The sequence below is a fragment of the Corynebacterium sp. S7 genome (assembly GCF_054401105.1).
The window spans coordinates 2,082,627-2,104,992 of sequence record NZ_CM136760.1 but is presented as its reverse complement, the minus strand read 5'-3'; the positions used below and the strand labels follow the sequence as shown (position 1 = coordinate 2,104,992).

The following is a 22,366-nucleotide window of genomic DNA, read 5'->3' as shown; positions in this document are numbered from 1 at the left end:
GGATTTAATCCTCGTCGGGCTCCAAGATGATTGTGTCGTCATTGATCTTGGAGCCCTTTTTTCCGCGCAGATTTTTCACTTCTTTCATGCGCGGATTCGGGTCTAGGCGATCCGCCAATGCCTTGCGTGTGGACTGAACGACCTGTTTGGTCACAGGAGAGTTAATGGCCTTTGCAGTTGCGTCTTTAATCTGGTGGTAGCGCTTGCGGCCAGCTTTCGTGCCGAGCACGTAACCGGCAGCTGCTCCGACGACGAATTGAATCATGGTTGCCATAATACAGGCATGACTTGCTGGCGTAGGAGTCGATAAATTTACTTTCACTTTTGTCGGGAAAAATCTTTGGTAATACGTTAATGTCTGATTGAACCATAAAGCAGCATTTAAATAACGTTTGTTTATTTATTTGGATTGCTCTGCTTTGGTTCTCATCATTCAACTAATTACGAAGGAGATTTTTCTTGTCTTCGCTCAAACCAAAAGTGATGACCGTGTACGGTACACGACCTGAAGCAATCAAGGTAGTTCCAGTTATCGCGCGCTTGAAAGCGGATGATCGTTTCACATCAATTTCTGTTTCAACTGGTCAGCATCGAGAAATGCTAGAACAAGTCAACAAAATGTTCGGTATCGAACCTGATTTTGATCTTGAGCTAATGCAACATGGTCAAAGTCTTAACGTTTTAGGCTCGCGAGCCGGCGCAGGGCTAGAAGAAGTTATTTTGCAGGTGCAACCTGATGTCATTATCGCCCAAGGTGATACGACGACGGCCATGGCAGCTGCAGTTGCGGGGTTTTACCGCGAAGTCCAAGTAGTGCACTTGGAAGCAGGTCTTCGGACGGGCAATATTTTTTCTCCTTTCCCGGAGGAAGCTAATCGTCGGATTATTGGCCAAGTAGCAAGTTTGCATTTGGCACCGACATGCGAAGCAAAAGAGAACCTTCAAAAAGAGAATTTTCATCCTAATGACATTGTTGTCACCGGCAATACGGTGATCGACTCCTTGCTCAAGGCATCTTCTTGGGATACGAAGTTTGAAGATGCGCGGATTCAAAAAGTGGTGTCTAGTGGCCAGCGCATCGTATTGGTAACCACTCATCGTCGAGAGAATCTCGATGTAATGCACGAAATCGGCGGTGCAGTCCAAGAGCTTGCATGTGCCTATCCAGAAATTCAGTTCGTTTTACCGCTGCATCTGAACCCTAAGGTCCGTGAAGCGATACTGCCTGAAATCGAGTTTCTGAACAACGTGATTATCACGGATCCACTGCCGTATGACCAGTTCACGGCTTTAATGAATGCTTCGTATTTAGTGCTCACTGATTCGGGCGGGGTCCAGGAAGAAGCTCCAGCACTTGGTAAACCCGTCCTAGTCATGCGAGAAAACACTGAGCGTCCAGAAGCTGTTGATGCAGGTACCGTCAAGCTAGTTGGTACCTGTCGGGGCACGATCGTTGAAGAAGCAAAGATTTTGCTTGACGACGAGGTGGCGTACAACACCATGGCCAACGCGGTAAATCCGTACGGGGACGGAAATGCCGCTGCGCGAGTGGTTGCAGCAATTGCAGAGCTGACTGGCGTCGGCGAGCGGATTGAAGATTTTGCTCCTGCTTTAGCAGGCGCTAGTTAGAACTACGTTTCAGGAAAGCTAAAGCAGTTACCTGAACAACGACTGCTATTCCCATGATGATGATCATGGGAATAGCAGTCGTTCCATTTCCGATTCCCGTGAGCGGAGCCACAACGGCGGCCAATCCAAACTGGAAAGCCCCAAGGAGTGCAGAACCGGTACCGCGTTTGTCACCGGATGCCTCGACCGCGATAGCCGAAGTGTTGGGCAGGATAAGACCCGATGCTGACACGACGAGCATGAAACCAGGGATTATGGCCTGTGGGGCCGATTCAAAGAAGACGACTCCAATGAAAAGCCACACGAATGCAATGGCAGCGATGGCGACACCTGCGGAGATCAACTTGTAAGGTCCGTACTTTGGCACGAGGTTACGGCTGACCAAGTTCATGATCAAAATTACGAATGAATTGATAGTAAATACAATCGTATAGCTGGTTTCGCTAAGTCCACCAATTCGTTGCAACACAAAGGGTGACGCGGCGATGTACGCAAACATCATGGCGAAAGATCCGACAAATACCGTGAGCGGAAGTACGTATCGGCTTTTTTGGAGAAGCGAAGCGATGTCCTTGACGGTATTCGATGCACCTCCAGTAGTTCGTTCTTCGGGAGGGAGCGATTCAGGTACAAAACTCATTACCAAAATGAAGGTTAGAAGCCCCAGCCCAGCGAGGAACCAAAAGGCGCTGCGCCAGCCCAATGTTGGAATTAATAGCCCGCCGATGATCGGTGCGATGAGAGGGGCCAATGACTGAATCGACATGAGAAGGGCAAACGCGCGGGCAATCCCTATCCCGCGGCCCAAATCGCCAACGATGGCACGGGAGAGAACAACACCGGCTGCCCCGAAAGCTCCCTGCAGAATGCGGCCCAAAATAAGCACCCAGATATTCGGGGCCATGGCGCAAATAATCGAAGCGATAACTGCACCAAATAGCCCGCCGAGCAATAGTTTCCGGCGTCCAACGCTGTCGGAAAGCGGGCCGATGATGAGCTGACTGAGGCCTAGAGCCAATAAGAATCCGGTGAGAGTGAATTGTGTCAGTGAGGCAGTTGTTTGAAAATCATCGGTGATCGCCGGCATTCCCACTAGGTAAGTATCAATTGCAAAGGGCGCATATCCACTACACAGTGCAAGACTAATCAGGATCGGGGACGAGATCCCATCGGTTGATTTTGATCGAGCCATTTCTTCCTCCGCGTTTGGAAAGCAAAAGACCCGGAACGCAAGCGTTCCGGGTAGTGGCTCCCGCAACTGGGCTCGAACCAGTGACCCTTCGATTAACAGTCGAATGCTCTGCCAACTGAGCTATGCGGGATTAATTTGTCTGTTGCTGTCTTGCTCTCTGCAACGATTAGTTACTTTAGCGTGAGGATGACATTTAATACAAATCGCCTGTTCAGGAAGTAAAAAAGGGGCAAATAAGTGCACCTGATTCTCGAGGCTAAAAAGCTTATGCAAGGATCTTTACTCTTCGCCGAGAAAGTATGCATTGTTGGTGATACTATTTTTCTCCGGCGCTGAAATTAAAAAATATCGGGCCAATCTGATCGTGTAACTACTAAGGGAAATCGCTGAGGGGAAGGTGCCGTGTGACTGTTGGAGTAATTAGCCCCACTAAGTTCGAGCGAGTCTGCGTGGTTGGACTTGGATATATCGGGTTGCCTACTGCGGCGTTTATCGCTTCAAAAGGGATAAAAGTGGCAGGGGTCGATGTGAACCCTACTTATGTTGATTCGATCAATAGGGGAGAAGTCCCATTTGTTGAACCTGGATTTGATTCTCTGCTGCAGCAAGTTGTCAACGACGGTGTTTTAGAAGCTAGAGCTGACCAAGTAGAAGCAGATGCTTATATCGTTTGTGTGCCAACTCCGTTTAAAGAAGACCACGCTGTTGACACCAAATACATCAATTCGGCAGTAGAAGCCATGGCTCCATTTTTGAAACCCGGTGCATTGGTTGTGCTTGAGTCAACTTCCCCTCCAGGCACCACCAAGAAGATGGCCGAGTACATCATTGAACTTCGCCCAGATCTATCTCTTGACGAAGACGATGAGAATGCGATATTCGTTGCGCACTGCCCAGAGCGTGTACTACCAGGAAAAATCATGGAGGAAATGGAGAGCAATGACCGAGTCATTGGTGGTCTAACTCCTCGCGGCACTCAAAGAGCTACGGAGCTATACAGTACTTTCTGCACAGCTGAACTGTTGCAAACTAATGCAACAACTGCTGAGATGGCAAAGCTGACAGAGAATTCCTTCCGTGACGTCAACATTGCCTTTGCCAATGAACTCTCGCTAATCTGCGATCGGCTAGGAATAGATGTGTGGGAGCTCATCGAGCTTGCGAATCATCATCCCCGCGTCAACATTTTGCAACCTGGTCCGGGGGTTGGAGGGCATTGCATCGCTGTCGACCCGTGGTTTATTGTTTCGTCCACACCGGAGGAAGCAAAGATTATCAAGACGGCTCGCGAAATCAATGACAATAAGCCCTGTTACGTTCTAGAAAAGCTGGAGAAGCTGATTGAAGAAACAAATTCTCCAGTAGTAGCAGCACTCGGCATTGCATTTAAGGCTGACATTGATGATCTAAGGGAGTCTCCTTCCTTGAACATCGTGAAAGAGCTCTCGCAGAACCGTCCAGATGTTGACATTCGCGTTGTTGAACCAAATATCGACGCACTTCCGGAAGCATTGGCTGTGCAACCAAACCTAAAGCTCCAGGATGTGGAATCCGCGATTTCGGATGCCGATCTCATTTTGCTTCTGGTGGACCATAAAGAGTTCAAGGCAATTAGTAAGGATGAACTAGCCGGAAAGCCTTTTATTGATACACGCGGGCTTTGGAGGTGACTGGTCATTCACAGATCATCCAATCTGCGTCGGTCTTAAACTAGGCCCGATTAACAAGCAAGAAAAATCATTTGGGTATAATCATCACGCTGGGGCTATAGCTCAGTCGGTTAGAGCCGCGGACTCATAATCCGTTGGTCGCGGGTTCGAGCCCCGCTAGCCCCACCACAGCGCGTTTTACCCTTCGATTGATTTCCTTTAAATGAACAAAGGGAAAGTTACTATCGGCCGCACAACTTTGATTGAAGGGCGACAACAGTGAAGATCTTAGTGATCTCCCAGTATTGGGCCCCGGAAAATGGAGTGCCACAACGACGCTGGTCGTGGTTAACAAAAATTCTGGTCGAGACTGGCCATGAAGTTACTGTGCTTGCTCCGCCTCCGCATTACCAGCGGAAAATCAATCTCAAGACGTGGTGGAAGAATCGGGGTCAATGCCAGTCAGAAGAAGCCGCGGAAGGACCCTCGGGTGAACAAATTATCCGAAGTGGATTCATCCCCGCGGACCGATCACTCACTCGTCGCATTATTGGCCAGGCATCGGTTGCTGTCGGCGCAGTGTGGAAGCTGATCAAGCCGTCCGGGCTACTTCGAAGGTATTCTCCTGACCTAGTGATCGGCACTGTACCGGCCTTACCGACAGCGGTAGTTACCCTCTTTGCTGCCCGATTTTATCGGACCCCTTTTATTATTGACCTGCGTGATGCTTGGCCGGATCTGTTACAGGAGTCAAGGCAATGGAATAAGAGCGTTGGCGCACCATCGCTGCGCGAGCGGATCTTATCCAAGGGCCCGCTGCAGGTATTAATTTTTGTCACGAGGGCTTCGCTGAACTTTAGCTTTGATCAAGCGAATGCCTTGATGGTCACTTCTGCGGATTTAGCTAACCAGCTACGCAACCGAAGGACCAGGCAATCGTCGAAAAGCGAAACTGCGATCACGGTCGTCCGAAATGTGTTCCCTCCTTTGACTAATTATCAAGCCGCGGAAAAGAGCGATTTTGAACGGGGCACTTTGAATGTGCTTTACGCGGGAACTCTGGGTCGGGCTCAGAATCTGACAAACGCGCTGGTAGCTGCGAAGCTGGCACGGGAAAATGGGACGAGGGTAAATCTCAGATTTGTTGGTGCGGGCGACGCAAGGCCCGAGTTACGGAGGAAGGCCGACGAAATCGGCATAAGTGCTGAGTTTCTCCCGCGCCAGGAAGCCGAGCATCTCCAGGAACACTATGCTTGGGCCGATACGGCCTTGGTGCATCTGACGGATTGGCCTGCGCTTCGGAATGCGGTTCCGTCGAAGACGTACGAGTTAATGTCGGTTGGCCTGCACATTACTGCCGTTGTAGATGGAGAGTCTGCGAATCTAATTCAAGAACTTGGTGCTGGTCATGTGGTGGCACCTGAGTCTCCATACGAACTTGCGACGCTGTGGAAGAAGCTTGCGCACTCCCCAAACCTGCTTAGAGTTGATTCCCGAGGAGAAGAATGGGTCCAAAACGAGCGAGACAACGTGGCGCCGCAGTTGCTTCTACAGCTCGTCGAAACGGTTGGAAAGAAGTGAGCTTTACGACGAATCTTCTGCACTGGATTCGGTTGATCTCGTTGACTGCTTCGGCCATGTGGGGAATGGCTTGCGATAATCCGGAAGTGTTTCGCGCAAAAGTCGTGGAGTTGTTGCGTACCAGCAACAATTCTGTTGGAACATGGTGTGGTCGCACCCTGGCAAAAGTGGGGCGCACACGGCCGAGCAAGCTACGCCAAGATGTGGAACTCGGCCTGTTGAGTAAGGTGATCAAGACGGCAGATCTGTCGAAAAGGCCTGATCGCCTGATCGCGCAACAAGCCGCAGACAAACTAACTCAACTTCGCCGGGTGATACCTCAGGGCAATTCAATCGGTGGCATCGAGCACGACTCCGATGGTCCTCGGGTCTTGTTCTTTTTGACGAATAGTGAGCCATTTACTCATTCTGGCTATACCCTGCGAAGCCAGAAGACGTTGACGGCGCTGAGGAATCATGGCATACGAGTTGAAGCAGTGACCCGTCTCGGATATCCGATTGTGGTGGGAAAACTTCCGCGATCCCGCGTTCAAGTAGTTGAACAGATCGCCTATCATCGAATCTTGCCGTGGATATATCCGGCGTCGCTGGGCACTAGGGAAGATCTTGCGGTACAAAAATTGGTGCAGGTGGCTAGAGAATGTCAAGCAGACATCTTGCACACAACGACTGATTTTCAGAATGCGATTGTGACCGCGCGGGCTGCAGAAGAACTACATATTCCGTGGGTTTATGAAGTCCGTGGCGAACTCGAAAACACATGGTTGTCTAGGCACAATGCACGTGATGCAATAATTGCCAAGAGCTCAGAATTTTATGAGTTGTCGCGGAAACAGGAAACCCAGGCAATGAATGCTGCCTCCGCGGTTGTGGCGCTAAGCGAAGTTGCGCGGCAAAGAATGATCGCTCGGGGAGTCGATCCGGGAAAGATTACAGTCGTCCCGAATGCTGTTGATGAAAAAGCGATTGATAAATCATTTGATCGCGGAGCAATTCGCGCGGAGCTTGGCCTGCCAGATGGCCAGATCGTAGGCACAGTGACCTCGGTCGTGGACTATGAAGGGCTGGACACGCTCTTACGTGCGATCGAGCCGCTGGAGAATGTTACCTGTTTGATCGTTGGAGAGGGCATTGTACGACCGAAGCTCGAGAAACTTGCAAGTGACATCGGAATTAAAGAGCGGGTGCTTCTGGTTGGACAGAAGCCGACTGTGGATATTTGGAAATGGTACGCCGCCCTAGACCTGTTTGTTGTACCAAGAAAAGACCTGGACGTCACTAGGAGTGTCACTCCCATTAAAACGTTGATGGCGCAGGCACTAGGAGTCCCAATTGTGGCATCCGATTTACCAGCATTACGGGAGATCACGGGCAACTTGGAAGTCTACGTTGAACCAGAGAACCATGAAGTACTCGGCGCAGCTATTCGTAAATGCCTAGATAATCCACGCGAATCCGATTCAACCCGCTGGGTGAAGAGCCACACTTGGGACCGGAATGCGGAAATATTGCAGGGCATTTACACGCCTAAAAAGGGCTGATGGGCCCTCATCCGAGGGCATCAACCGCTTCACTTTCAAACACGATCTCCGAAGTATCGAAAACTTCTTTGCGTTTGGTGATGATGCCATCCGCGATATCTGTGTCGCCATTAGACATATTCCTCGACCAAGCCCGATACAGCTTTGTGACGAAAGTGGGGTTGCCGTCGGCGATCAGCTCACCATCATGCATCCAAATAGCTCGATTGCAATTCTTTTCAATCGTCCCAGTCGAATGCGACACGATGAAAACTGTGCCTGCCTCTGTGAGGAAAGATTCCATGCGATCTGCCGCTTTGCTGGTAAAGCTTGAATCGCCCGTTGCAAGAGCTTCATCGACGAGAAGAATCTCTCGACGAACCGCAGTTGCGATTGCGAACTTTAGCCTGGACTTCATGCCTGATGAATAAGTGCTCATTGGCCTGTCTGCAGCTTCAGTGAGCTCAGCCCACTCCAATACGCTTGGGACCATTTCTTCTGCTTGATTCGGCGAAATCCCCATTGCGAGTAATCCAAGACGAACGTTGGCCCTGCCGTCCAAATGCCCTTGCAACGCTGCAGAAACGCCCAAGATGGTTGGCCGAGAGGAAACGAGTAACTCTCCGGAAGAAGGGCGTTCGTTGCCGGCAATGATATTAAGCAATGTGGACTTTCCCGACCCATTTCGGCCAATTACGCCAATACTTTCTCCAGCGTAAGCGACAAAATTGATGCCGTTTAGCGCTTTGACTTCCTTCCTATTCTTACGATTCCAGACGCTCTTTTCCGAGCCATTTCGGTCGATGAAAAACGACTTATTCAGGTTTCTGACAACTACTGTTGTTTTATTTGACATGGGCATATCGCTCTTCTGCTTGCCAGAAAAAGACAAATCCGACGATGACTGTAACAACGGACCATAAAATGAGGTACATCCACACTTCCGGATTTGGAATGGCACCATCAAGGACGCAAGTTCGAACTGCCATCAAAAACTGATAAATGGGATTCATTTCCACCAATAGTTTCAACGTGGGGTGGGTATCGAATCTGTCTAGCGAGAAAAAGACGCCCGAGAGGAAAAATAGTCCGCGCGTTCCAAGCGCTACGAGGGACTTAAAATCGGGCACAAATGCAGTCAGTCGAGCAACAATAAAGATGGCTCCCAACCCGAACAAATGTATCAGCACAAATAGCGGAACAACAAAGATGACAGACCAGGAAACCGGTTTATCCAGCTGAAACAGAAGAGCTATGATCACGGCAACGATCGCGGGGATAATGCTGTCAAGGAATTGTCGAAGTGATGCAGAAATTGCTACCGCAGCCCGGGGGAAAGAAAAGGCATTGATGAGATTCCTAGACCTTTGGATCAAATTCGCGCCCGAGTTAATTGCTTTTGAAATGAACCCAAAATACACCACGCCAATGACCAAGAATCCGATGAAATTATCCATACCACGGTCAACGCGCAAAATGGCACCAAATACCAGCCCGTAAAATGAAACCTGCAAAACTGGATCCAAAATTAACCAGAGTTTGCCGAGGTATGTATTCCTTCCGGTACTAAAGGCCTTTGATCGAGCTTCAGCCTTAATAAAGTGGCGGCGGTTCCAGAGTTGATTTAAGTATTCGGGAATATTCGGTCGTACGTTAAGTCTGTGTAATCCCTCGTCAGCGACCAGTACTAGCACTTTCTGGAGTCCCTTCATACGGCTTCAAAACGACCACATTTTATGGCCCCGGAAAATAAAACTTCGATGCCATCGATAGCTCGAGGCATCAACGCCACATATCTTAGACGCAAAAATAATACTTTTCTGATGATAGGTTTTTGGTCCGCTGGTGCTGAAAGTTGGTTAACGCCAGATTAACTCGGAAGACTTCAAAATTAATCTTAATGAAAGTACTTTTGCCCGGCCAAAGTCTAGAACATGTGAAAGAATCATTATGCAATGACTGGGGCTCTTCACAGTGGATGCAAAGAATTTAGATAGTTTGTGGACAAAACGAAGAATGAGAGCTCTACAAGAATGAAATGGTTCCGATTGAACTATCCACAACGGAAGTTTCTTTTAAGAATCCTGAATCATAAGTTAGTACGAAAGGTGAGCTCGAAATTGTACAAGGCGCATGTGCTAAATCAGGTTAATGGGGATGTCATTGCGGATAAAACCTGGGCTTCGAGTCTGACAAATCCACCCGAGGTAGGAGAGGATTCTTCGAAAAGGACCGTCGTTCGATTAACTTCGTCGTCGCCCACGTATTTGGTTGCTGGTGGAAACGAACGGGATTTCAAAGAGCTTCATACTGAATCGGCCTGAGTTTTTCGGAGACTACGGTTAAAAGCCTTACTGGGCTTTTCGAGTGGTGTTGAATTCCTCGTAGTCCTGCTCGTATTCGATCGGGGGAACGTCACCGATCGATGAGTGCAGACGTTGGTGATTATACCAGTAGACCCACGAGGCCGTTTCCGTTTCGACCTCCTTGGCGTCCCTCCATGTCCGTGCAGGGTCGAAGTCGATGAGCTCAGTCTTGTAGAGCCCGTTCGTCGACTCCATCATCGCGTTATCCAACGCGTCACCGGCCGAGCCGATCGAGCCCTGCAACCCGGCCTCCGTCAGCGCGTCGGTAAACGCCAGCGAGGTATACTGGGCACCCGCGTCCGAGTGGTGGACGATGCCGGTGGCGGTGAAGTCCATCTTCGTACGCCGGCGGGAAAACAGGGCATGCTCCAGGGCCATGAGCACCATCCGGGTGTCCATCACCCGGGTCACGACCCAGCCGAGGATCATCCGTGAGTACGCGTCGACGATGAAGGCGACGTAACAAAAGCCCTGGCGTGTCCACACGTAGGTGAAGTCGGCGATCCACCACTGATTCGGGTGCGACGGATAGCTCCACCGCCGGTTGATCAGGTCCGGGTGCCGGCGGTGGGCCGGGTTGGCCACGGTGGTTTTCTTACGGTGCATTCCACGTGAGACGCCTTTGATTCCGGTGATCTTCATCAGTCGTTCGACCTGGTCACGGCCAACAGTCATGCCGTCGCGGACAGCGGCCTTCCAGAGTTTACGGCGGCCGTAGACCTTGCGGTTGGCCTCCCACAGCCGGTAGATGCGGTGAGCGGCATAGGCCTCATCCAACTCGGCGCCCGAAGGGCCGAAGCCGCGGGCCTGATGGTCGTAAAAGGTGCTTGGGGCAATCGCGATGCCATGGGCAGTCAAGGTTTCGCAGATTGGCTCGACCCCGAAGCGGTGGCGGTAGGTGCGGATGAAATCCACGATTACCGAAGTTTGCGGTCGAGCTCCGCCTGGGCGAAAAAAGCCGACGCCGTCTTCAAGATCTCATTCGCGCGTCGCAGCTTGGCCACTTCCTTGGCCTGCTCGTCGTAGGCGGCCTGGAGTTGCTCGTAGGACAGGGAACCAGGCTCAGGAGCTTCGGCCTGCTTTTCCTGTTTGCGGATCCAGTTGCGCAGGGTGGATTCCTTCACACCGAGAAGTTCACCGATCTCCCGGCGGGCGCCCGCCTTGGAGATATCGCCTTCCTCGAGGCGCTCGAAGTACATGCGCACCGCGCGCTCCTGCGTGGCTGCGTCGTACTGACTGGGTCGTGCCATGCTGATCTTCCTCCTAGGGTAAAACCTAGTCTCCGACCAACCCAGGCCGCCTCATACAGATTCCGGCATTTCAGTGGGTGAATCAAATGCCCTGATTATAAAGACTGGGCTTACCGCAGGGCCCAAGGTCCGCTCGAATGTGGTTGTTCTTGAGTATGACTCAAATCGTAAACGCATCGGTGAATTGAACGTTGGTCCCAATGCGCAAGTTCGTGGAACTCTGCTGCCTGCGACCAAGTATGTGCTGCCTACCATCAGGTTTGCAGGCGTTGGTGAAGTAACCATTGATCGAATCCACTTGAGTTTTGCAACTGTTGAGAGCCAACCCGAAGGGTCGAATCGGATCCAGGTTCTCCAGCTCGAAGAGGCAGTTGAATCGAATTCGATTGCAAGTGCGATCTATGGTGAGATCGATTCACTCAAGTCACATATTGAAAGCTTGGGCGCACATTTCGAAGATTTCCTTCTTGGGGAATCAGGGAATGTTGCTCTAACTCAGCCTAATGCTGCTCGGGATTCTAGAAACGATGGCCCTATCTCTCAGAGCAGAGAACACCTTGCACGTGAGCTGCTGGTTGAAATGGCTGCAGCGCTCCCTGAATCGAATGGGTCGCATCATTTTGGGAAAATTCCTGCCAACATTGCGATTATCACCGATGAGTACATGTTTAACTTTTACAAAGATGTATTCAGGGAAGTCTTCTATCTGTCGCCTGACAACTACCAAGAGATCCTCACGAGTGAGTCTATTGATGCCGTCATCTACGTAACGGGTTGGAAGGGGATGAACGGCGAGGAATGGAAGGGCGTCAAATTCCGCGAAAAGCCAATGAAGGCATTAGATGCAGTGCTGGATTATGCTCGCGCAAATGGCACGCCGACCATATTCCAAACAATTGAAGATCCGTCGAATTTCGAATACTTCCTGCCCGTGGCGGCGAAGTTCGACTGGGCCCGACCCCCGGGAAGTGGACACGGAGGATTTAATCAGGAAGCAGATTTCAGGATAGCAGGACCGCGCTCCTCAAACACCGCAGGCGCGAGATATTTACACCAGGAATGTCGGCGCACCGTGTTGTAACGGATACACCAGCGGAACACGTCCCGGCGGCAGCGCAATTGATTCTCAAAGGTCTTGGAATCCTTGAGGACTTCCCGCTTCAGCGCAGCGTTGAAAGACTCCGCTAACGCGTTGTCCGCACTGGTGCCGATTGATCCCATTGACTGCCTAATTCCAAGCTCTTTGCAGGTGTCCTGGAATGCGTGAGAGGTGTAAACGCTGCCGTGATCCGAGTGGAAAATCGCACCTTTAAGGCTTCCACGCTGGCCCTTAGCCATCAGCAAAGCATCCTGCACCAGGGACGTGCGCATATGATCCGCGATCGCGAAACCAACAAGTCGGCGAGAATAGCAATCAATGACCGTGGCCAGATATATATTCGACCCATCCGCAATCGGCAGGTAGGTGATGTCCCCGACGTAGAGCTGGTTTGGTTTATCGGCAGTGAATTTCCGGCCGACAAGGTCAGGAAACACGGGTTTCTTCTGATCTGAGACGGTCGTGGTGACCTTGCGTTTCTTTGTATATCCGAACAGCTTGAGTTCGCGCATGACTCGGGCAACCCGCTTGTGGTTCACGGGGCCATGACCGGCCTGGTCTTTGAGTTCAGCCGTGATCCGTTTCGCCCCATAGCAACCGCGTTCGGCAGCGAATACAGTCTTGACGCGGGCGCCGAGGATCGCGTCGGACATGAGGCGTTTCCTGCGGGCTGAACTGCTGTTTTTCCATTTATAGAACGAAGATCTGTTGAGTTTTAACACCTCGCACAACCGCTTAACCGAATGGTTCTTCTGGGCGTCATCAACGAACCGGAAGCGGATCACCAGTTCGTCTCTTCCGCGAAATATTTAGCGGCTTTCCGCAGGATGTCACGTTCTTCCCGGAGCCGGGCGTTTTCTCGTTCGAGTTGTCGAATCCGCTCGGCCTCCGTCACCGAGGCCGGGGAAGCTGAATCCTTAGAGCTGATCTTGGTGCGGGCACCGGTGCCGTATTTTTTCAGCCAGTTATGCAGGGTGGCACGGTTGATCCCAAGATCAGTGGCGATGGTCTGGAGCGAGGTGCCCGGGGAGTTCTCGTAGAGCGCGACGGCATCGCGTCTGAACTCTTCGGTGTAGGTCTTGCTTGGCATGGTGTGGAGATTACCTTTCAGTCCCAGATTGTTGGGATGTTAGGTGTCTACCAAACGGGGGTCAGGTCCACTATGTATTCACCTCTGATAGCGACATGATTGAGCGGTATAAGAGCGAGCTCGGACACGAGCAGGTCTACTACGGTGAGTATGGCGCGAACCCAGTGATTAACAATCCGATTGGTTCATTTCGGCACAATCTAAATAAGGCTTTCTTCGCTGGATCGTACCCAGAACGCTACCCAGAACGCTGCGCGGATATGAATCTCATATTTTCAGCGATCCCCGAAACAGCTAAGAACCTAGTGATTCTTGATCGAAATTTCGAAAGCCAAGATTTCGGATTTCCTGCAGAAGTCCAATCGTCAATCCTCGGTCCAGTTCCACACGGGGTATTGCAAAAGATGCACCGTCTGTTCCGCTGGAGCCTGAACTTTAACTCCATTAAAGACAGTCCAACGATGTGCGCGATGAGAGTTTATGAACTTCAAGCGCAGGGCAAGCCAATCATTTCAAACTATGCCCGATCGGTGTTCAATAAATTTCCAGCGATTCGAATCGTCGCGAATGACACATCGCTTGGAGAGATTGAATCAGATGATTGCCTATTTGAGGAGCTGGAATCAGCGAACCATTTGATGAACGAGCTCTTCGCCTCGCGCACCTCATTCCACGTCGTTGGAGAGCTTGCACGACTGACAAACCTGCCTCCATTGCAGACACGAAACGATCGAATCCTCGTTGTCGCTCTTGGTGATTGGAACACCATTGAGGAAAAACTTCGTTTGCAAAAAGGGGTCGAATTCTCGCTTGTCTCGTTGGATGAATTCAGGGCTCTTGATCTGGATGCGTCAGAATTCGGCTATGTTGCTGCGATGCGAGAGGACCTCAACTATGAATCTGAGTATCTTCTGAGCAGGAAGAACGTATTTACCTACACTGATTCTCTCTTTGCAACTCAAGGATCTCGATTTGTCGATGGAGAATTTGTTCAGGGTCCTACACACGAGTTCGTCGATAGTGCCGATGAACGTGAACTCACGATGGTTTCGACAGATCATCCCGACGTAAAAGCGTTTGTTGCTGGGGACCTAAAGTCACTTCGCGGCAAGGGGTATTCTGCTGACCCATTCGGTGTCGGCTATGTACAATATGTAGCTGCGAATTTGACTCCACGCTTCACCGAGAAGCCTTTGCTCACTGTCATCATTCCTGTGTATAACAATGGTGCCTTCTTAAGCGGAAAGTGCATTCCGAGCCTGCGGCGAAATAAACTCTGGTCGGCAATGGAAATCCTTCTCATTGACGACGGCTCAAGTGATGAATCGACGGTTCTGACTTGTATGCAGCTGCAAGACAAGTACCAGAATATAAGGGTGCATTCGTTTGGTGACGGAGGAAGCGGTAGCGCTTCACGACCACGAAATAAGGGCGTGGAGCTCGCAACCGCAGACTTGGTGACTTTCTTAGACCCAGATAATGAGATTTCCACGGGCGGCTACGACAATCTCTACGAAGAATTTGTCCAGCTCGAAAAATCCGGCGTTGAAATTGATGCTGTAAGTGGCTACCAAGTGAAAGTCACAAATACCGTGAAATACACCGGTCGACATACAGCAGGAGCCACGCGCCTAGTTGACTCGGCACGACAGGAATTCTTCGAGAAAGGAAAATTCCCCGTGGTGTCTACGCAGGCCTCCGTGATCAGGAAGGCCATGCTGACCAATAACAACATCCGTTTTGTGGAGAAGGCTCTCGGCCAAGATACGTTGTACGGCTGGGAAGTTCTGGCGACAGCGAGGAAAATCGCATTCGTCGATACTGCATACATTGTTTACTACGCAGATCGATCTGACTCAGTAACCAACAAGGTGGACCCAGAATACTTCGCGAAGAGTCTCGAGCTAGAGCGCGCGCAAGTTAGTGCCTTGGAGAAACTCGATCTTCTTGAAATCTATAAAGATAATCACCTGGACAACTTCATCCGGAATTGGTACCTGGTGAAACTGCGTCAAACCCCAGAAGACAATCAGGCCAGCGCAAAACGTACCCTCCAAGAAATTGCCGGACTGTACGGTGCTGACCTTAACGACTATCTCGCCACTGTTTAAAGAACTGGAAATATGAAAATGAAGAAGATCTTATTGGTTGGCTATTTCGGTTGGGGTAACTTCGGGGATGAGCTGTTTCTTGAAGCCCATCATCAGTTTTTGGCCGACGAGTATGAACTGATTGTTGCAAACGATTTGCTTGAGGCTCCCTATTTCTCTCGACCTGTAGAGGAGATCGTCAGTGAAGTCGATGCAGTTTTGATCGGCGGCGGAGACCTAATCAATCCGGTCAATGTCTCGGGGCTGTACTGGCAGGAAGCGTTCCTGGAAAAGCCGGTGTTCATTTTTGGGATCGGCGTTCCCAATACGAGTCGCCAGCGCACTACAACGATTGATCACTACCGCAAGTTTATGCAGCATGAGAATTGCAGGTTGGTGGTTGCTCGTGACCAAGAAAGCCACGATTGGATTGAGAAGAATCTTGAACCTGGAGACAAATTAACCTGGTATCCAGATCCCGTTTGTGCCCTGAACCGCCCAGCGAAAAGGACATCGAAAGATAAAACCCTCGGTGTTGTGATGCGAGAACACAGGTCTCTCGATCAGGACATGGGCCCACTGCGTGACTTGATTAACCAGGCGAAATCGATGGATTACAAAATCAAGCACTTGGTGTTGTCGAATAAATCTCTTGGTGCTGCGGATCTCACACGCGCAGAGATAATTCGAGAGGAGGACGAAGAATTGTTCGTCAGCGAGGATCTTCGCGAGCTCTGCGCAGAGGTGTCCAGCTGTGATGCCTTGGCATCTATCAAATTCCACGGGATGGTAGTGGCAACGATGTACGGGATTCCGACTATCGCAATGTCAGTTACACCAAAGAACCGGAACTTCTTGAAGATGATTGAACGTCCCGAGATGTTGGCAAGCTATACGAATCCTGAGCTGTACAAGCACCTTTCGTATTATCCGGCAAAGATTTCGGGTCGAGTTCGCTACTGGTTGTCGCGCGAATCCACGAAGGGATATGAACACCTGAAGTCGTCGATAGCTTCGGCTATTGGTGATTAATTAATAGTGCAGGTGGCTTATCGGAAGGTCAAAAACTTTAGAAACCAGGGCCGTCACTTGGACTGGTTTAGGCGTAGAGCCTTCTTAAGAAATCGGTCCGAAAAAATTTGGTGAAATAGATGAAACGCGAATCCCGAGAATCATTTCAAGCAATTGAGTTTTCTAGTGTCGACGAGTTTGTAAGAACATTTGAATGCTCAATGGAGACTTCAAACATTGAGATCAACGACGTTAATCCTCTTCAGTTCCGGTGGATCAATCGTCGAGCCAAAAATACTATCGTGACCTTCTCCGCAGCAATATCTAGGAACAAGGCGAGCGAGGTTCCAATTTTTTCGGGCTGGGGTCTGACAAAAACTCTTAATGCAAACGTCCTCATGGTTTCGGATCCTTCCCTGGCGATGGATGCGGATCTGAACCTAGCGTGGTATCTGGGAAATGAATCTCAGCCTGAATATTTGGATCAATTGACTCTCATCTTGAAAGTGTTCGCCGCAAACCAATCTCTTGTTTTATTTGGTGCGTCAGGAGGAGGGTTTGCTGCGCTGCTCCAGGGATCAAGGATTCCTGGTGTTCGCGTCGTCGTGTCGAATCCTCAAACGGATATCAAGCTGTTTTCGTACTATCCGACGTACCGCAACATTGCTTGGAACGGAGCCGAATCGTTGCCAGTCACGACCTCGGTGCTGCAAACGTACGAGGAAAATCACGAGCTCGAAATTGTTTACATTCAAAATCGTGATGACTCTGATCATTACAACAATCATTGGAAACCATTTGAACAGGTACTCAATTCGGAAATCAAGATTTACCCGATTGTGAAAGCCCTCGGTGAAGGCCATATTGGTCCCGATGTCCAGTCGTTTCAGGCTGTTTTGGAAGTAGTTTTAGAATCGGAAAGTTGGGCTAGTTTGACCGAGAACCTAGCCGAGGTAGAAATCTTTAGTACCAGAACTCGACCCGTAGCCTAGTTTGTAACAAACCGGTCACGGTGGCGATAGTCAACGTGTAACAGACACTTGATAGTCAGGAATACTGAAATGAAGATCGCTCGCCTCGTCGTCGCCTCTGCCACGGCCGTTTCCCTCACTTTTGCTGGTGCAGGCATTGCTCAAGCTGAGACCAACCCAGGGCAGAATCCCGCTGAGCAGACGGTCACTTTGGATTCGGGCACGTTGTCGTCGCAAAGCGGTGCCGGTGAAACCACGACTCCTGAAACGCCGAAGGATCCTTTCGTAGAGCAGAGCTCGCAGCTTGTAGAAAGCCAAGCGGGACCATTCGCGCCGTTGCTGCTAAAGATTCTGCCAGTACTTGGCGCGCTGCTGAACATGATTGATCAGCTCTTTGAGGGCCTTAGTTTCGTCCCAGGCCTGTTGAACGGCAAGTAAGCCGAAAGCAGTAGGTCTGTCAGCGCGCTTTTATGGGTTGCTGATGTGCCAGGCCATCCAGAATAAATAGGTGAGAAAGCCGATGATGAACCCACCTATGGAAACTACCAAGGCATAGGCCGAGGAGCGTTTTGGAGCATCGCGAATTGCTAGTATGAGCGCAAAGTCGCCGAGGCGATTTCTGGGATTAGGCGGAGCCTGCATAGACGTAGCTTTCTATTTCGGCGGGGGATTCTTTGAGAAGTGATGCGTAGCTGGAAAACCCTACGCGTCGCATGCCACGGGCCTCGTAGAACTGCCAGGTGCACTCGGAGTCAGTGTAGAGGAAAAAGTCGCGCTGGCCGTGGCGTTGTAGTTCATCTGTATATGAGGTGAAGAGGCGCTTGCCTACGCCTTGGCCGCGGGTGCTCGAATCGACGATGAACAAGATGATTTCGTTGTCCAGGGGCGTGTTTCGGTTGCGTGCCATGCGCGTGGCTCTGGCATAGGAGCGCTGCTCGCGGACCCAATCGCGCAAACCCGTGAACTGCGGGACGAGTTGGGGGAGCGACTGTGCGATATTTGTGGCAATCGTGCCAGCGCGCTTGAGTCTGGCCTCTTGCTTGGGCTGGCCGTGGATTTTGCCGATGATGATGCCGACGACTTTACTGTTGCGGACCGCGATGCGGGTAAAGGTGGCGTCGAAAAGTGATTGCTGCAGATCCATGCTGAGCAGGGGAGTTAGCGCCGGCTCGCGGAAGCGGTGATGGACGTTGAAGGCCTCGTTGAGCATGTCTTGGATTGCTGGCGCGTCGGCAGGTGCGTACGGGCGGTAGGTGATCTGGGGTTGGGAGGCCATGGCTTACACAGTAGTGAAATGTCAATTCAGTTAGGTTCATCCCAAAATCAAGAGTAAATCTTAAGAGATGACTAACAACAACCAGCTGGCCCAGGAGGAGCAGCCGAAGGAACGCCAATTCTTCGGCCAGCCCTGGGGCCTAGCAAATCTCTTCGGAGTCGAGCTATGGGAGCGCTTCAGCTTCTATGGCATGCAATCCATTCTTGCCTTCTACCTCTATTACTCGGTAAGCGAGGGTGGCCTGGGAATGGAGAAGGCTCAGGCACTCTCCATCGTGGGTGCCTACGGTGGCCTTGTCTACATGTGTTCGTTGGTGGCCTCCTGGCTCTCTGACCGCATCCTTGGCCCCGAGCGCACACTGATGTGGTCGGCAGTTGTGGTCATGCTCGGCCACATCTTGCTCGCCCTAGTACCTGGATACCTGGGCCTCGCACTTGGTCTCGTGTTTATTGCGCTGGGTTCCGGTGGCGTGAAAACCTCCGCGCAGGTGGTGCTGGGCCAGCTGTACTCGCGTGACGACCCTCGTCGTGACGCGGGCTTTTCCATCTTCTACATGGGCGTCAACATCGGCGCGTTGTTTGGCCCACTGATCACCGGCTGGGTCTACGGCATGGGCGGTTTCCACTGGGGCTTCGGTATTGCCGCGATCGGTATGGCGCTCGGCCTCGCGCAATACCTGGCAATGCGCCAGACCACTATTAAGGAAGCCGGGCACGAAGTACCAAACCCGCTGCCACGCTCCGAATACGGGAAGTGGGCTCTCGGCGCCGTTGTAGTTGTTGGCGTTGTGGTGGCGCTGATTGCCACGGGAGTTATTCGCGTTGAATGGCTATCGACGATCACCGCAATCATCGCGATGCTGGCCATCGTGGTGCTGCTGGTGCAGATGTACAACTCCAACTTGACCTCGGCCGTGGAAAAGTCCCGCATCGTGGGCTATATCCCGCTGCTCATCGGTGGCATTGCCTTCTTCGCAATCTTCCAGTCCCAGTTCACCATCCTGGCGGTGTACTCGGACCAGCGGCTGGATCGTAGCTTCCTTGGCATAGAGCTCACCCCGGGACAGGTTCAATCGATCAACCCTATTTTCATCATCTTGTTCTCGGGCGTGTTCGCGGCCATGTGGACCAAGCTGGGCAAGCGCCAGTGGAGCTCGGCGGTGAAATTCGGCGTAGCCAACATGATTATTGGTGCTTCGCTGTTCTTCTTCCTACCTTATGCAGGTGGCGGGGAGAACTCGACGCCACTCTATGTCATCGTGTGGATCCTCTTCCTGTTCACCATGGGTGAGCTCTTGCTCTCGCCAGTGGGTAACTCCTTGGCCACGAAGGTGGCGCCGAAGGCATTCCAGTCGCGTATGTTCGCGGTCTGGCTCATGGCGGTGTCAGCCGGTACGGCATTATCAGGCACCCTTGGTGGCTTCTACGACCCAACTTCGGCTGATGCTGAGCGCCAGTTCTTTATAATTATTGGTGTTGCAGCGATCGCGGTCGGTGTTGTGTTGGTGCTGATGCGCAAATGGATTCTGAAGAAGCTCGTCGACGTGCGCTAGTTAGGGCGCTAGTTAGTGTGCTAGCACTTCGCTGTTAATTTCCTGGATTCACTCTATTCCTGTTGGCGGGTAGGTGTGGCGCAGTTACGCTATCGTAATGACTTTAGCTACAGCTACTGCCCGCAGTCTCCCGGTCCGACTTCAGATCCAAAGCCGTATCCCCGTCAAAGATATCGCCGTTGTTTTCGCAGTGATCGCGAGCCTGGTAGCTGTTAACCTCTCGGCACACTTCACTCTTGCAGGCCAGTGGTTTTGGACTATTCCCGTTTCCGTCCTCGTACTCCTAGTCATGGCCAAACTCGCGGGCCTGACTTGGAGTGATATCGGCATCTCGCCTGCAACAGTGCGCAAAGGTCTGCAGTACGGTTCGTTGGCGGCCATCGTCGTCACGGCCGTAGTTGGCATTGGCGTCCTGCTGCCGTTTACTCGTGAGTTCTTCCTGAATCAGACCTATTCCAATGCGCGCTATGCCCTGCTTGCGGCTCTGGTTCTGATTCCTTTGCAGACAGTCCTGCCCGAGGAGCTCGCATTCAGAGGAGTCCTGCACGGCGCCCTGGATCGACTTGGCGGAGCCCGGTTGGCGCTGATTGCGGGTTCGACCCTGTTCGGGTTGTGGCACGTGGCCTCGTCGTTAGGCTTGACGGCCTCGAACTCGGGGCTCTCCAGCGTGCTGGGCACCGGCACCTTCGGTCAGTGGGTCGGGGTGGGCCTTGCCGTTGTGGCCACCTCGGCCGCGGGCGTGGTGTTTACCTGGCTGCGCGCGCATACGAAGTCGGTGCTCGCTCCGATCGGGTTGCACTGGTCGCTGAATTCCGTGGGTGCGCTCGCCGCGGCCGCTGCTTGGAGCATGTAGCAGCAAGTAATTTCGACGACCGCTGTACAAGGTCAGATTAATAAGTTAAAGTTTGTGGGTAGGCATTCTGGGCGTTGTCTGTGCAAAGACTTAAAGGCAATGCGAACACCATCAATCAGGGCGGGGGAGCCAATGCGAAATCAGATTTCTTCGATAATTGCAGTCTCTGCCCTTGGCGTTGCCGGGCTGGTCAGTTCGCAGACCGGTGAGATCGACCAACTCACTCAATTGGCTTGGTTGGAAAGTATCCGTCCGCCACGCACTTAATCCGTGTCCTAAACTGGAGCCCGTGGAAAATGCAGCCCCAGAGATTGCATCCCTCTACCGCTTCTTAGATGTCTCAGGCGTATTCCTGATGGGCATTATCGGAGGAACGATAGCGCGGAAGCAGAACTTCGACATTGTTGGCTTCTTCTTTCTCTCCCTGTTGACCGCCCTTGGTGGCGGCATGCTTCGAGACGTGCTGATTGGCCAAGGCACCGTTGCCGCCATTGCGAACCCGGAATATCTCATCCTTGCCCTAGCCGGCGCACTCGTTGCCCTGGTTACCGACTTCAAAGGCAAAGCCTGGGAGATCTTCCAATTCCACGGCGACGCGATCATTCTCGGCGCGTGGGCCGTTACTGGCTGCGTCAAGGCCATGAATTACAACCTGCCCTTCCTTTCGTGTGTTTTCATGGGCTTGCTTACCGGCGTCGGCGGCGGCATGATCCGCGACATCGCCATCGGCAAGGTCCCCAGCATCTTCAGCTCGCAGCAGCTTTACGCCGTCCCTGCGGTGGTCGCTGCCGTCTCGGTGTATATTTTCTATCAATTCGGCCACCCCATGACCGGCATGATCATCTCCCCACTGCTCGCCGTAGCACTGGCCATGCTGTCCTATTGGCGAGGCTGGTACATCCCCGCCCGCCAAGATTTCGCCCCCGTCAACATGACGGCATCGCAGGTCCGCAGCCTGATGAAAATGGCCGAGGAACGCGGCCGTTCCGTCGGTCGTCGCATCGAACCACCCAAGGTGCGCAGTTGGCGCCACGAGCAAATGGAAAAGGCCCTCGAGCGCAAGAAAACAAAAGATTCGCGTGACGACGAGGCGCAGTCCCATGACGAGGACGTCGAGGAAGCACTGGACATGCTCCTCAATGAAACCGATGAGGAAAACACCAACGAGCAGTGGACTCTGCGGCGTGATCGGAAGCGGCGCAAAAACCACGACGAAAAAGGTGAGGATGAATCTTAA

At 51.8% G+C, this 22,366-nt stretch carries 20 protein-coding genes, 2 tRNA genes and 1 other annotated feature; of the genes, 14 read left to right on the top strand and 8 right to left on the bottom strand.

From position 1 onward, the window contains the following. Window positions 1-4 precede the first annotated feature (4 nt). Window positions 5-265 (bottom strand): hypothetical protein, encoded by a 261-nt coding sequence (locus ACXZ66_RS10030; protein WP_458748521.1) that lies wholly within the window; start codon window positions 263-265, stop codon window positions 5-7. Between the two features lie 218 nt (window positions 266-483). Between ACXZ66_RS10030 and wecB the strand changes: the two genes are divergently transcribed. Further along, complete coding sequence (gene wecB / locus ACXZ66_RS10025) at window positions 484-1,629, top strand: non-hydrolyzing UDP-N-acetylglucosamine 2-epimerase (RefSeq protein ID WP_458751361.1); 1,146 nt, start codon at window positions 484-486, stop codon at window positions 1,627-1,629. Here the strand turns inward: wecB and ACXZ66_RS10020 are convergent. Together ACXZ66_RS10020 and ACXZ66_RS10015 are read right to left on the bottom strand one after the other, a co-directional pair. After that, window positions 1,622-2,821 carry a multidrug effflux MFS transporter gene (locus tag ACXZ66_RS10020; RefSeq protein ID WP_458748519.1) on the bottom strand — a complete coding sequence of 400 codons (1,200 nt, stop codon included), beginning with the start codon at window positions 2,819-2,821 and terminating at the stop codon, window positions 1,622-1,624. The genes wecB and ACXZ66_RS10020 overlap by 8 nt on opposite strands. Before the next feature lie 54 nt (window positions 2,822-2,875). After that, window positions 2,876-2,951, bottom strand: a tRNA-Asn gene (locus ACXZ66_RS10015). 274 nt (window positions 2,952-3,225) lie between these two features. On the opposite strand from ACXZ66_RS10015, the gene wecC reads away from it, so the two are divergent. The 4 genes from wecC to ACXZ66_RS09995 all read left to right on the top strand — a co-directional run bounded on the left by wecC (window position 3,226) and on the right by ACXZ66_RS09995 (window position 7,592). Beyond that, the gene (gene wecC / locus ACXZ66_RS10010) at window positions 3,226-4,491 is read left to right on the top strand and encodes a UDP-N-acetyl-D-mannosamine dehydrogenase (RefSeq protein WP_458748518.1); all 1,266 of its coding nucleotides are present in this window, start codon (window positions 3,226-3,228) and stop codon (window positions 4,489-4,491) included. A gap of 91 nt (window positions 4,492-4,582) precedes the next feature. Further along, window positions 4,583-4,659 (top strand) — tRNA-Ile (locus ACXZ66_RS10005). Between the two features lie 90 nt (window positions 4,660-4,749). Beyond that, on the top strand, window positions 4,750-6,051 hold the full coding sequence (locus tag ACXZ66_RS10000) for a glycosyltransferase family 4 protein (protein ID WP_458748516.1): 1,302 nt from the start codon (window positions 4,750-4,752) through the stop codon (window positions 6,049-6,051). Then, window positions 6,048-7,592, top strand: coding sequence for a glycosyltransferase (locus ACXZ66_RS09995; protein WP_458748515.1), 1,545 nt, complete (start codon window positions 6,048-6,050; stop codon window positions 7,590-7,592). Before ACXZ66_RS10000 ends, ACXZ66_RS09995 begins: the two co-directional genes overlap by 4 nt. 7 nt (window positions 7,593-7,599) lie before the next feature. Here the strand turns inward: ACXZ66_RS09995 and ACXZ66_RS09990 are convergent, their stop codons facing one another. The 3 genes from ACXZ66_RS09990 to ACXZ66_RS09980 all read right to left on the bottom strand — a co-directional run bounded on the left by ACXZ66_RS09990 (window position 7,600) and on the right by ACXZ66_RS09980 (window position 11,187). Then, window positions 7,600-8,427, bottom strand: coding sequence for an ABC transporter ATP-binding protein (locus tag ACXZ66_RS09990; RefSeq protein WP_458748514.1), 828 nt, complete (start codon window positions 8,425-8,427; stop codon window positions 7,600-7,602). Beyond that, the gene (locus ACXZ66_RS09985) at window positions 8,417-9,283 is read right to left on the bottom strand and encodes an ABC transporter permease (RefSeq protein ID WP_458748512.1); all 867 of its coding nucleotides are present in this window, start codon (window positions 9,281-9,283) and stop codon (window positions 8,417-8,419) included. Before ACXZ66_RS09985 ends, ACXZ66_RS09990 begins: the two co-directional genes overlap by 11 nt. A gap of 639 nt (window positions 9,284-9,922) precedes the next feature. Further along, window positions 9,923-11,187, bottom strand: a protein-coding gene (locus ACXZ66_RS09980; RefSeq protein WP_458748511.1) for an IS3 family transposase whose coding sequence is annotated in 2 segments (ribosomal slippage) — window positions 9,923-10,896 and window positions 10,896-11,187 — 1,266 coding nt in all. Because the reading frame shifts where the segments join, the coding sequence is not laid out codon by codon here. Beyond that, window positions 10,766-10,897, bottom strand: a sequence feature (AL1L pseudoknot). (Overlaps the previous gene by 132 nt.) A gap of 139 nt (window positions 11,188-11,326) precedes the next feature. Here ACXZ66_RS09980 and ACXZ66_RS09975 point away from each other — a divergent pair. Continuing rightward, complete coding sequence (locus ACXZ66_RS09975) at window positions 11,327-12,268, top strand: hypothetical protein (RefSeq protein WP_458748510.1); 942 nt, start codon at window positions 11,327-11,329, stop codon at window positions 12,266-12,268. Here ACXZ66_RS09975 and ACXZ66_RS09970 read toward each other — a convergent pair. Continuing rightward, window positions 12,175-13,376, bottom strand: a protein-coding gene (locus tag ACXZ66_RS09970; protein ID WP_458748508.1) for an IS3 family transposase whose coding sequence is annotated in 2 segments (ribosomal slippage) — window positions 12,175-13,082 and window positions 13,082-13,376 — 1,203 coding nt in all. Because the reading frame shifts where the segments join, the coding sequence is not laid out codon by codon here. The genes ACXZ66_RS09975 and ACXZ66_RS09970 overlap by 94 nt on opposite strands. Before the next feature lie 95 nt (window positions 13,377-13,471). On the opposite strand from ACXZ66_RS09970, the gene ACXZ66_RS09965 reads away from it, so the two are divergent. The 4 genes from ACXZ66_RS09965 (at window position 13,472) to ACXZ66_RS09950 (ending at window position 17,886) form a co-directional block, all read left to right on the top strand. Continuing rightward, entirely contained in the window at window positions 13,472-15,487 is a 2,016-nt protein-coding gene (locus tag ACXZ66_RS09965) for a glycosyltransferase (RefSeq protein ID WP_458748507.1), read from the top strand. Window positions 15,488-15,499: 12 nt separating this feature from the next. Continuing rightward, window positions 15,500-16,498 carry a polysaccharide pyruvyl transferase family protein gene (locus ACXZ66_RS09960; RefSeq protein WP_458748506.1) on the top strand — a complete coding sequence of 333 codons (999 nt, stop codon included), beginning with the start codon at window positions 15,500-15,502 and terminating at the stop codon, window positions 16,496-16,498. Between the two features lie 119 nt (window positions 16,499-16,617). Then, complete coding sequence (locus ACXZ66_RS09955) at window positions 16,618-17,469, top strand: hypothetical protein (RefSeq protein ID WP_458748505.1); 852 nt, start codon at window positions 16,618-16,620, stop codon at window positions 17,467-17,469. A 69-nt stretch (window positions 17,470-17,538) separates the two neighbouring features. Continuing rightward, on the top strand, window positions 17,539-17,886 hold the full coding sequence (locus tag ACXZ66_RS09950) for a hypothetical protein (RefSeq protein WP_458748503.1): 348 nt from the start codon (window positions 17,539-17,541) through the stop codon (window positions 17,884-17,886). A 187-nt stretch (window positions 17,887-18,073) separates the two neighbouring features. Here the strand turns inward: ACXZ66_RS09950 and ACXZ66_RS09945 are convergent, their stop codons facing one another. After that, complete coding sequence (locus ACXZ66_RS09945; protein WP_458748501.1) at window positions 18,074-18,724, bottom strand: GNAT family N-acetyltransferase; 651 nt, start codon at window positions 18,722-18,724, stop codon at window positions 18,074-18,076. Window positions 18,725-18,791: 67 nt separating this feature from the next. Between ACXZ66_RS09945 and ACXZ66_RS09940 the strand changes: the two genes are divergently transcribed. From ACXZ66_RS09940 to ACXZ66_RS09925, 4 genes are all read left to right on the top strand, one after another. Beyond that, window positions 18,792-20,276 carry a peptide MFS transporter gene (locus ACXZ66_RS09940; protein ID WP_458748500.1) on the top strand — a complete coding sequence of 495 codons (1,485 nt, stop codon included), beginning with the start codon at window positions 18,792-18,794 and terminating at the stop codon, window positions 20,274-20,276. 97 nt (window positions 20,277-20,373) lie between these two features. Then, window positions 20,374-21,129 carry a CPBP family intramembrane glutamic endopeptidase gene (locus tag ACXZ66_RS09935; RefSeq protein WP_458748499.1) on the top strand — a complete coding sequence of 252 codons (756 nt, stop codon included), beginning with the start codon at window positions 20,374-20,376 and terminating at the stop codon, window positions 21,127-21,129. A 132-nt stretch (window positions 21,130-21,261) separates the two neighbouring features. Beyond that, entirely contained in the window at window positions 21,262-21,396 is a 135-nt protein-coding gene (locus ACXZ66_RS09930) for a hypothetical protein (RefSeq protein ID WP_458748497.1), read from the top strand. 22 nt (window positions 21,397-21,418) lie between these two features. Beyond that, window positions 21,419-22,366 carry a TRIC cation channel family protein gene (locus ACXZ66_RS09925; protein ID WP_458748495.1) on the top strand — a complete coding sequence of 316 codons (948 nt, stop codon included), beginning with the start codon at window positions 21,419-21,421 and terminating at the stop codon, window positions 22,364-22,366.

Coding starts and splice junctions, on each gene's coding strand:
- ACXZ66_RS10030 (WP_458748521.1), bottom strand. CDS start 265: ATGATTCAATTCGTCGTCGGAGCAGCTGCCGGTTACGTGCTCGGCACG.
- wecB (WP_458751361.1), top strand. CDS start 484: ATGACCGTGTACGGTACACGACCTGAAGCAATCAAGGTAGTTCCAGTT.
- ACXZ66_RS10020 (WP_458748519.1), bottom strand. CDS start 2,821: ATGGCTCGATCAAAATCAACCGATGGGATCTCGTCCCCGATCCTGATT.
- ACXZ66_RS09990 (WP_458748514.1), bottom strand. CDS start 8,427: ATGTCAAATAAAACAACAGTAGTTGTCAGAAACCTGAATAAGTCGTTT.
- ACXZ66_RS09985 (WP_458748512.1), bottom strand. CDS start 9,283: ATGAAGGGACTCCAGAAAGTGCTAGTACTGGTCGCTGACGAGGGATTA.
- ACXZ66_RS09965 (WP_458748507.1), top strand. CDS start 13,472: ATGATTGAGCGGTATAAGAGCGAGCTCGGACACGAGCAGGTCTACTAC.
- ACXZ66_RS09960 (WP_458748506.1), top strand. CDS start 15,500: ATGAAAATGAAGAAGATCTTATTGGTTGGCTATTTCGGTTGGGGTAAC.
- ACXZ66_RS09955 (WP_458748505.1), top strand. CDS start 16,618: ATGAAACGCGAATCCCGAGAATCATTTCAAGCAATTGAGTTTTCTAGT.
- ACXZ66_RS09950 (WP_458748503.1), top strand. CDS start 17,539: ATGAAGATCGCTCGCCTCGTCGTCGCCTCTGCCACGGCCGTTTCCCTC.
- ACXZ66_RS09945 (WP_458748501.1), bottom strand. CDS start 18,724: ATGGCCTCCCAACCCCAGATCACCTACCGCCCGTACGCACCTGCCGAC.
- ACXZ66_RS09940 (WP_458748500.1), top strand. CDS start 18,792: ATGACTAACAACAACCAGCTGGCCCAGGAGGAGCAGCCGAAGGAACGC.
- ACXZ66_RS09935 (WP_458748499.1), top strand. CDS start 20,374: ATGACTTTAGCTACAGCTACTGCCCGCAGTCTCCCGGTCCGACTTCAG.
- ACXZ66_RS09930 (WP_458748497.1), top strand. CDS start 21,262: ATGCGAAATCAGATTTCTTCGATAATTGCAGTCTCTGCCCTTGGCGTT.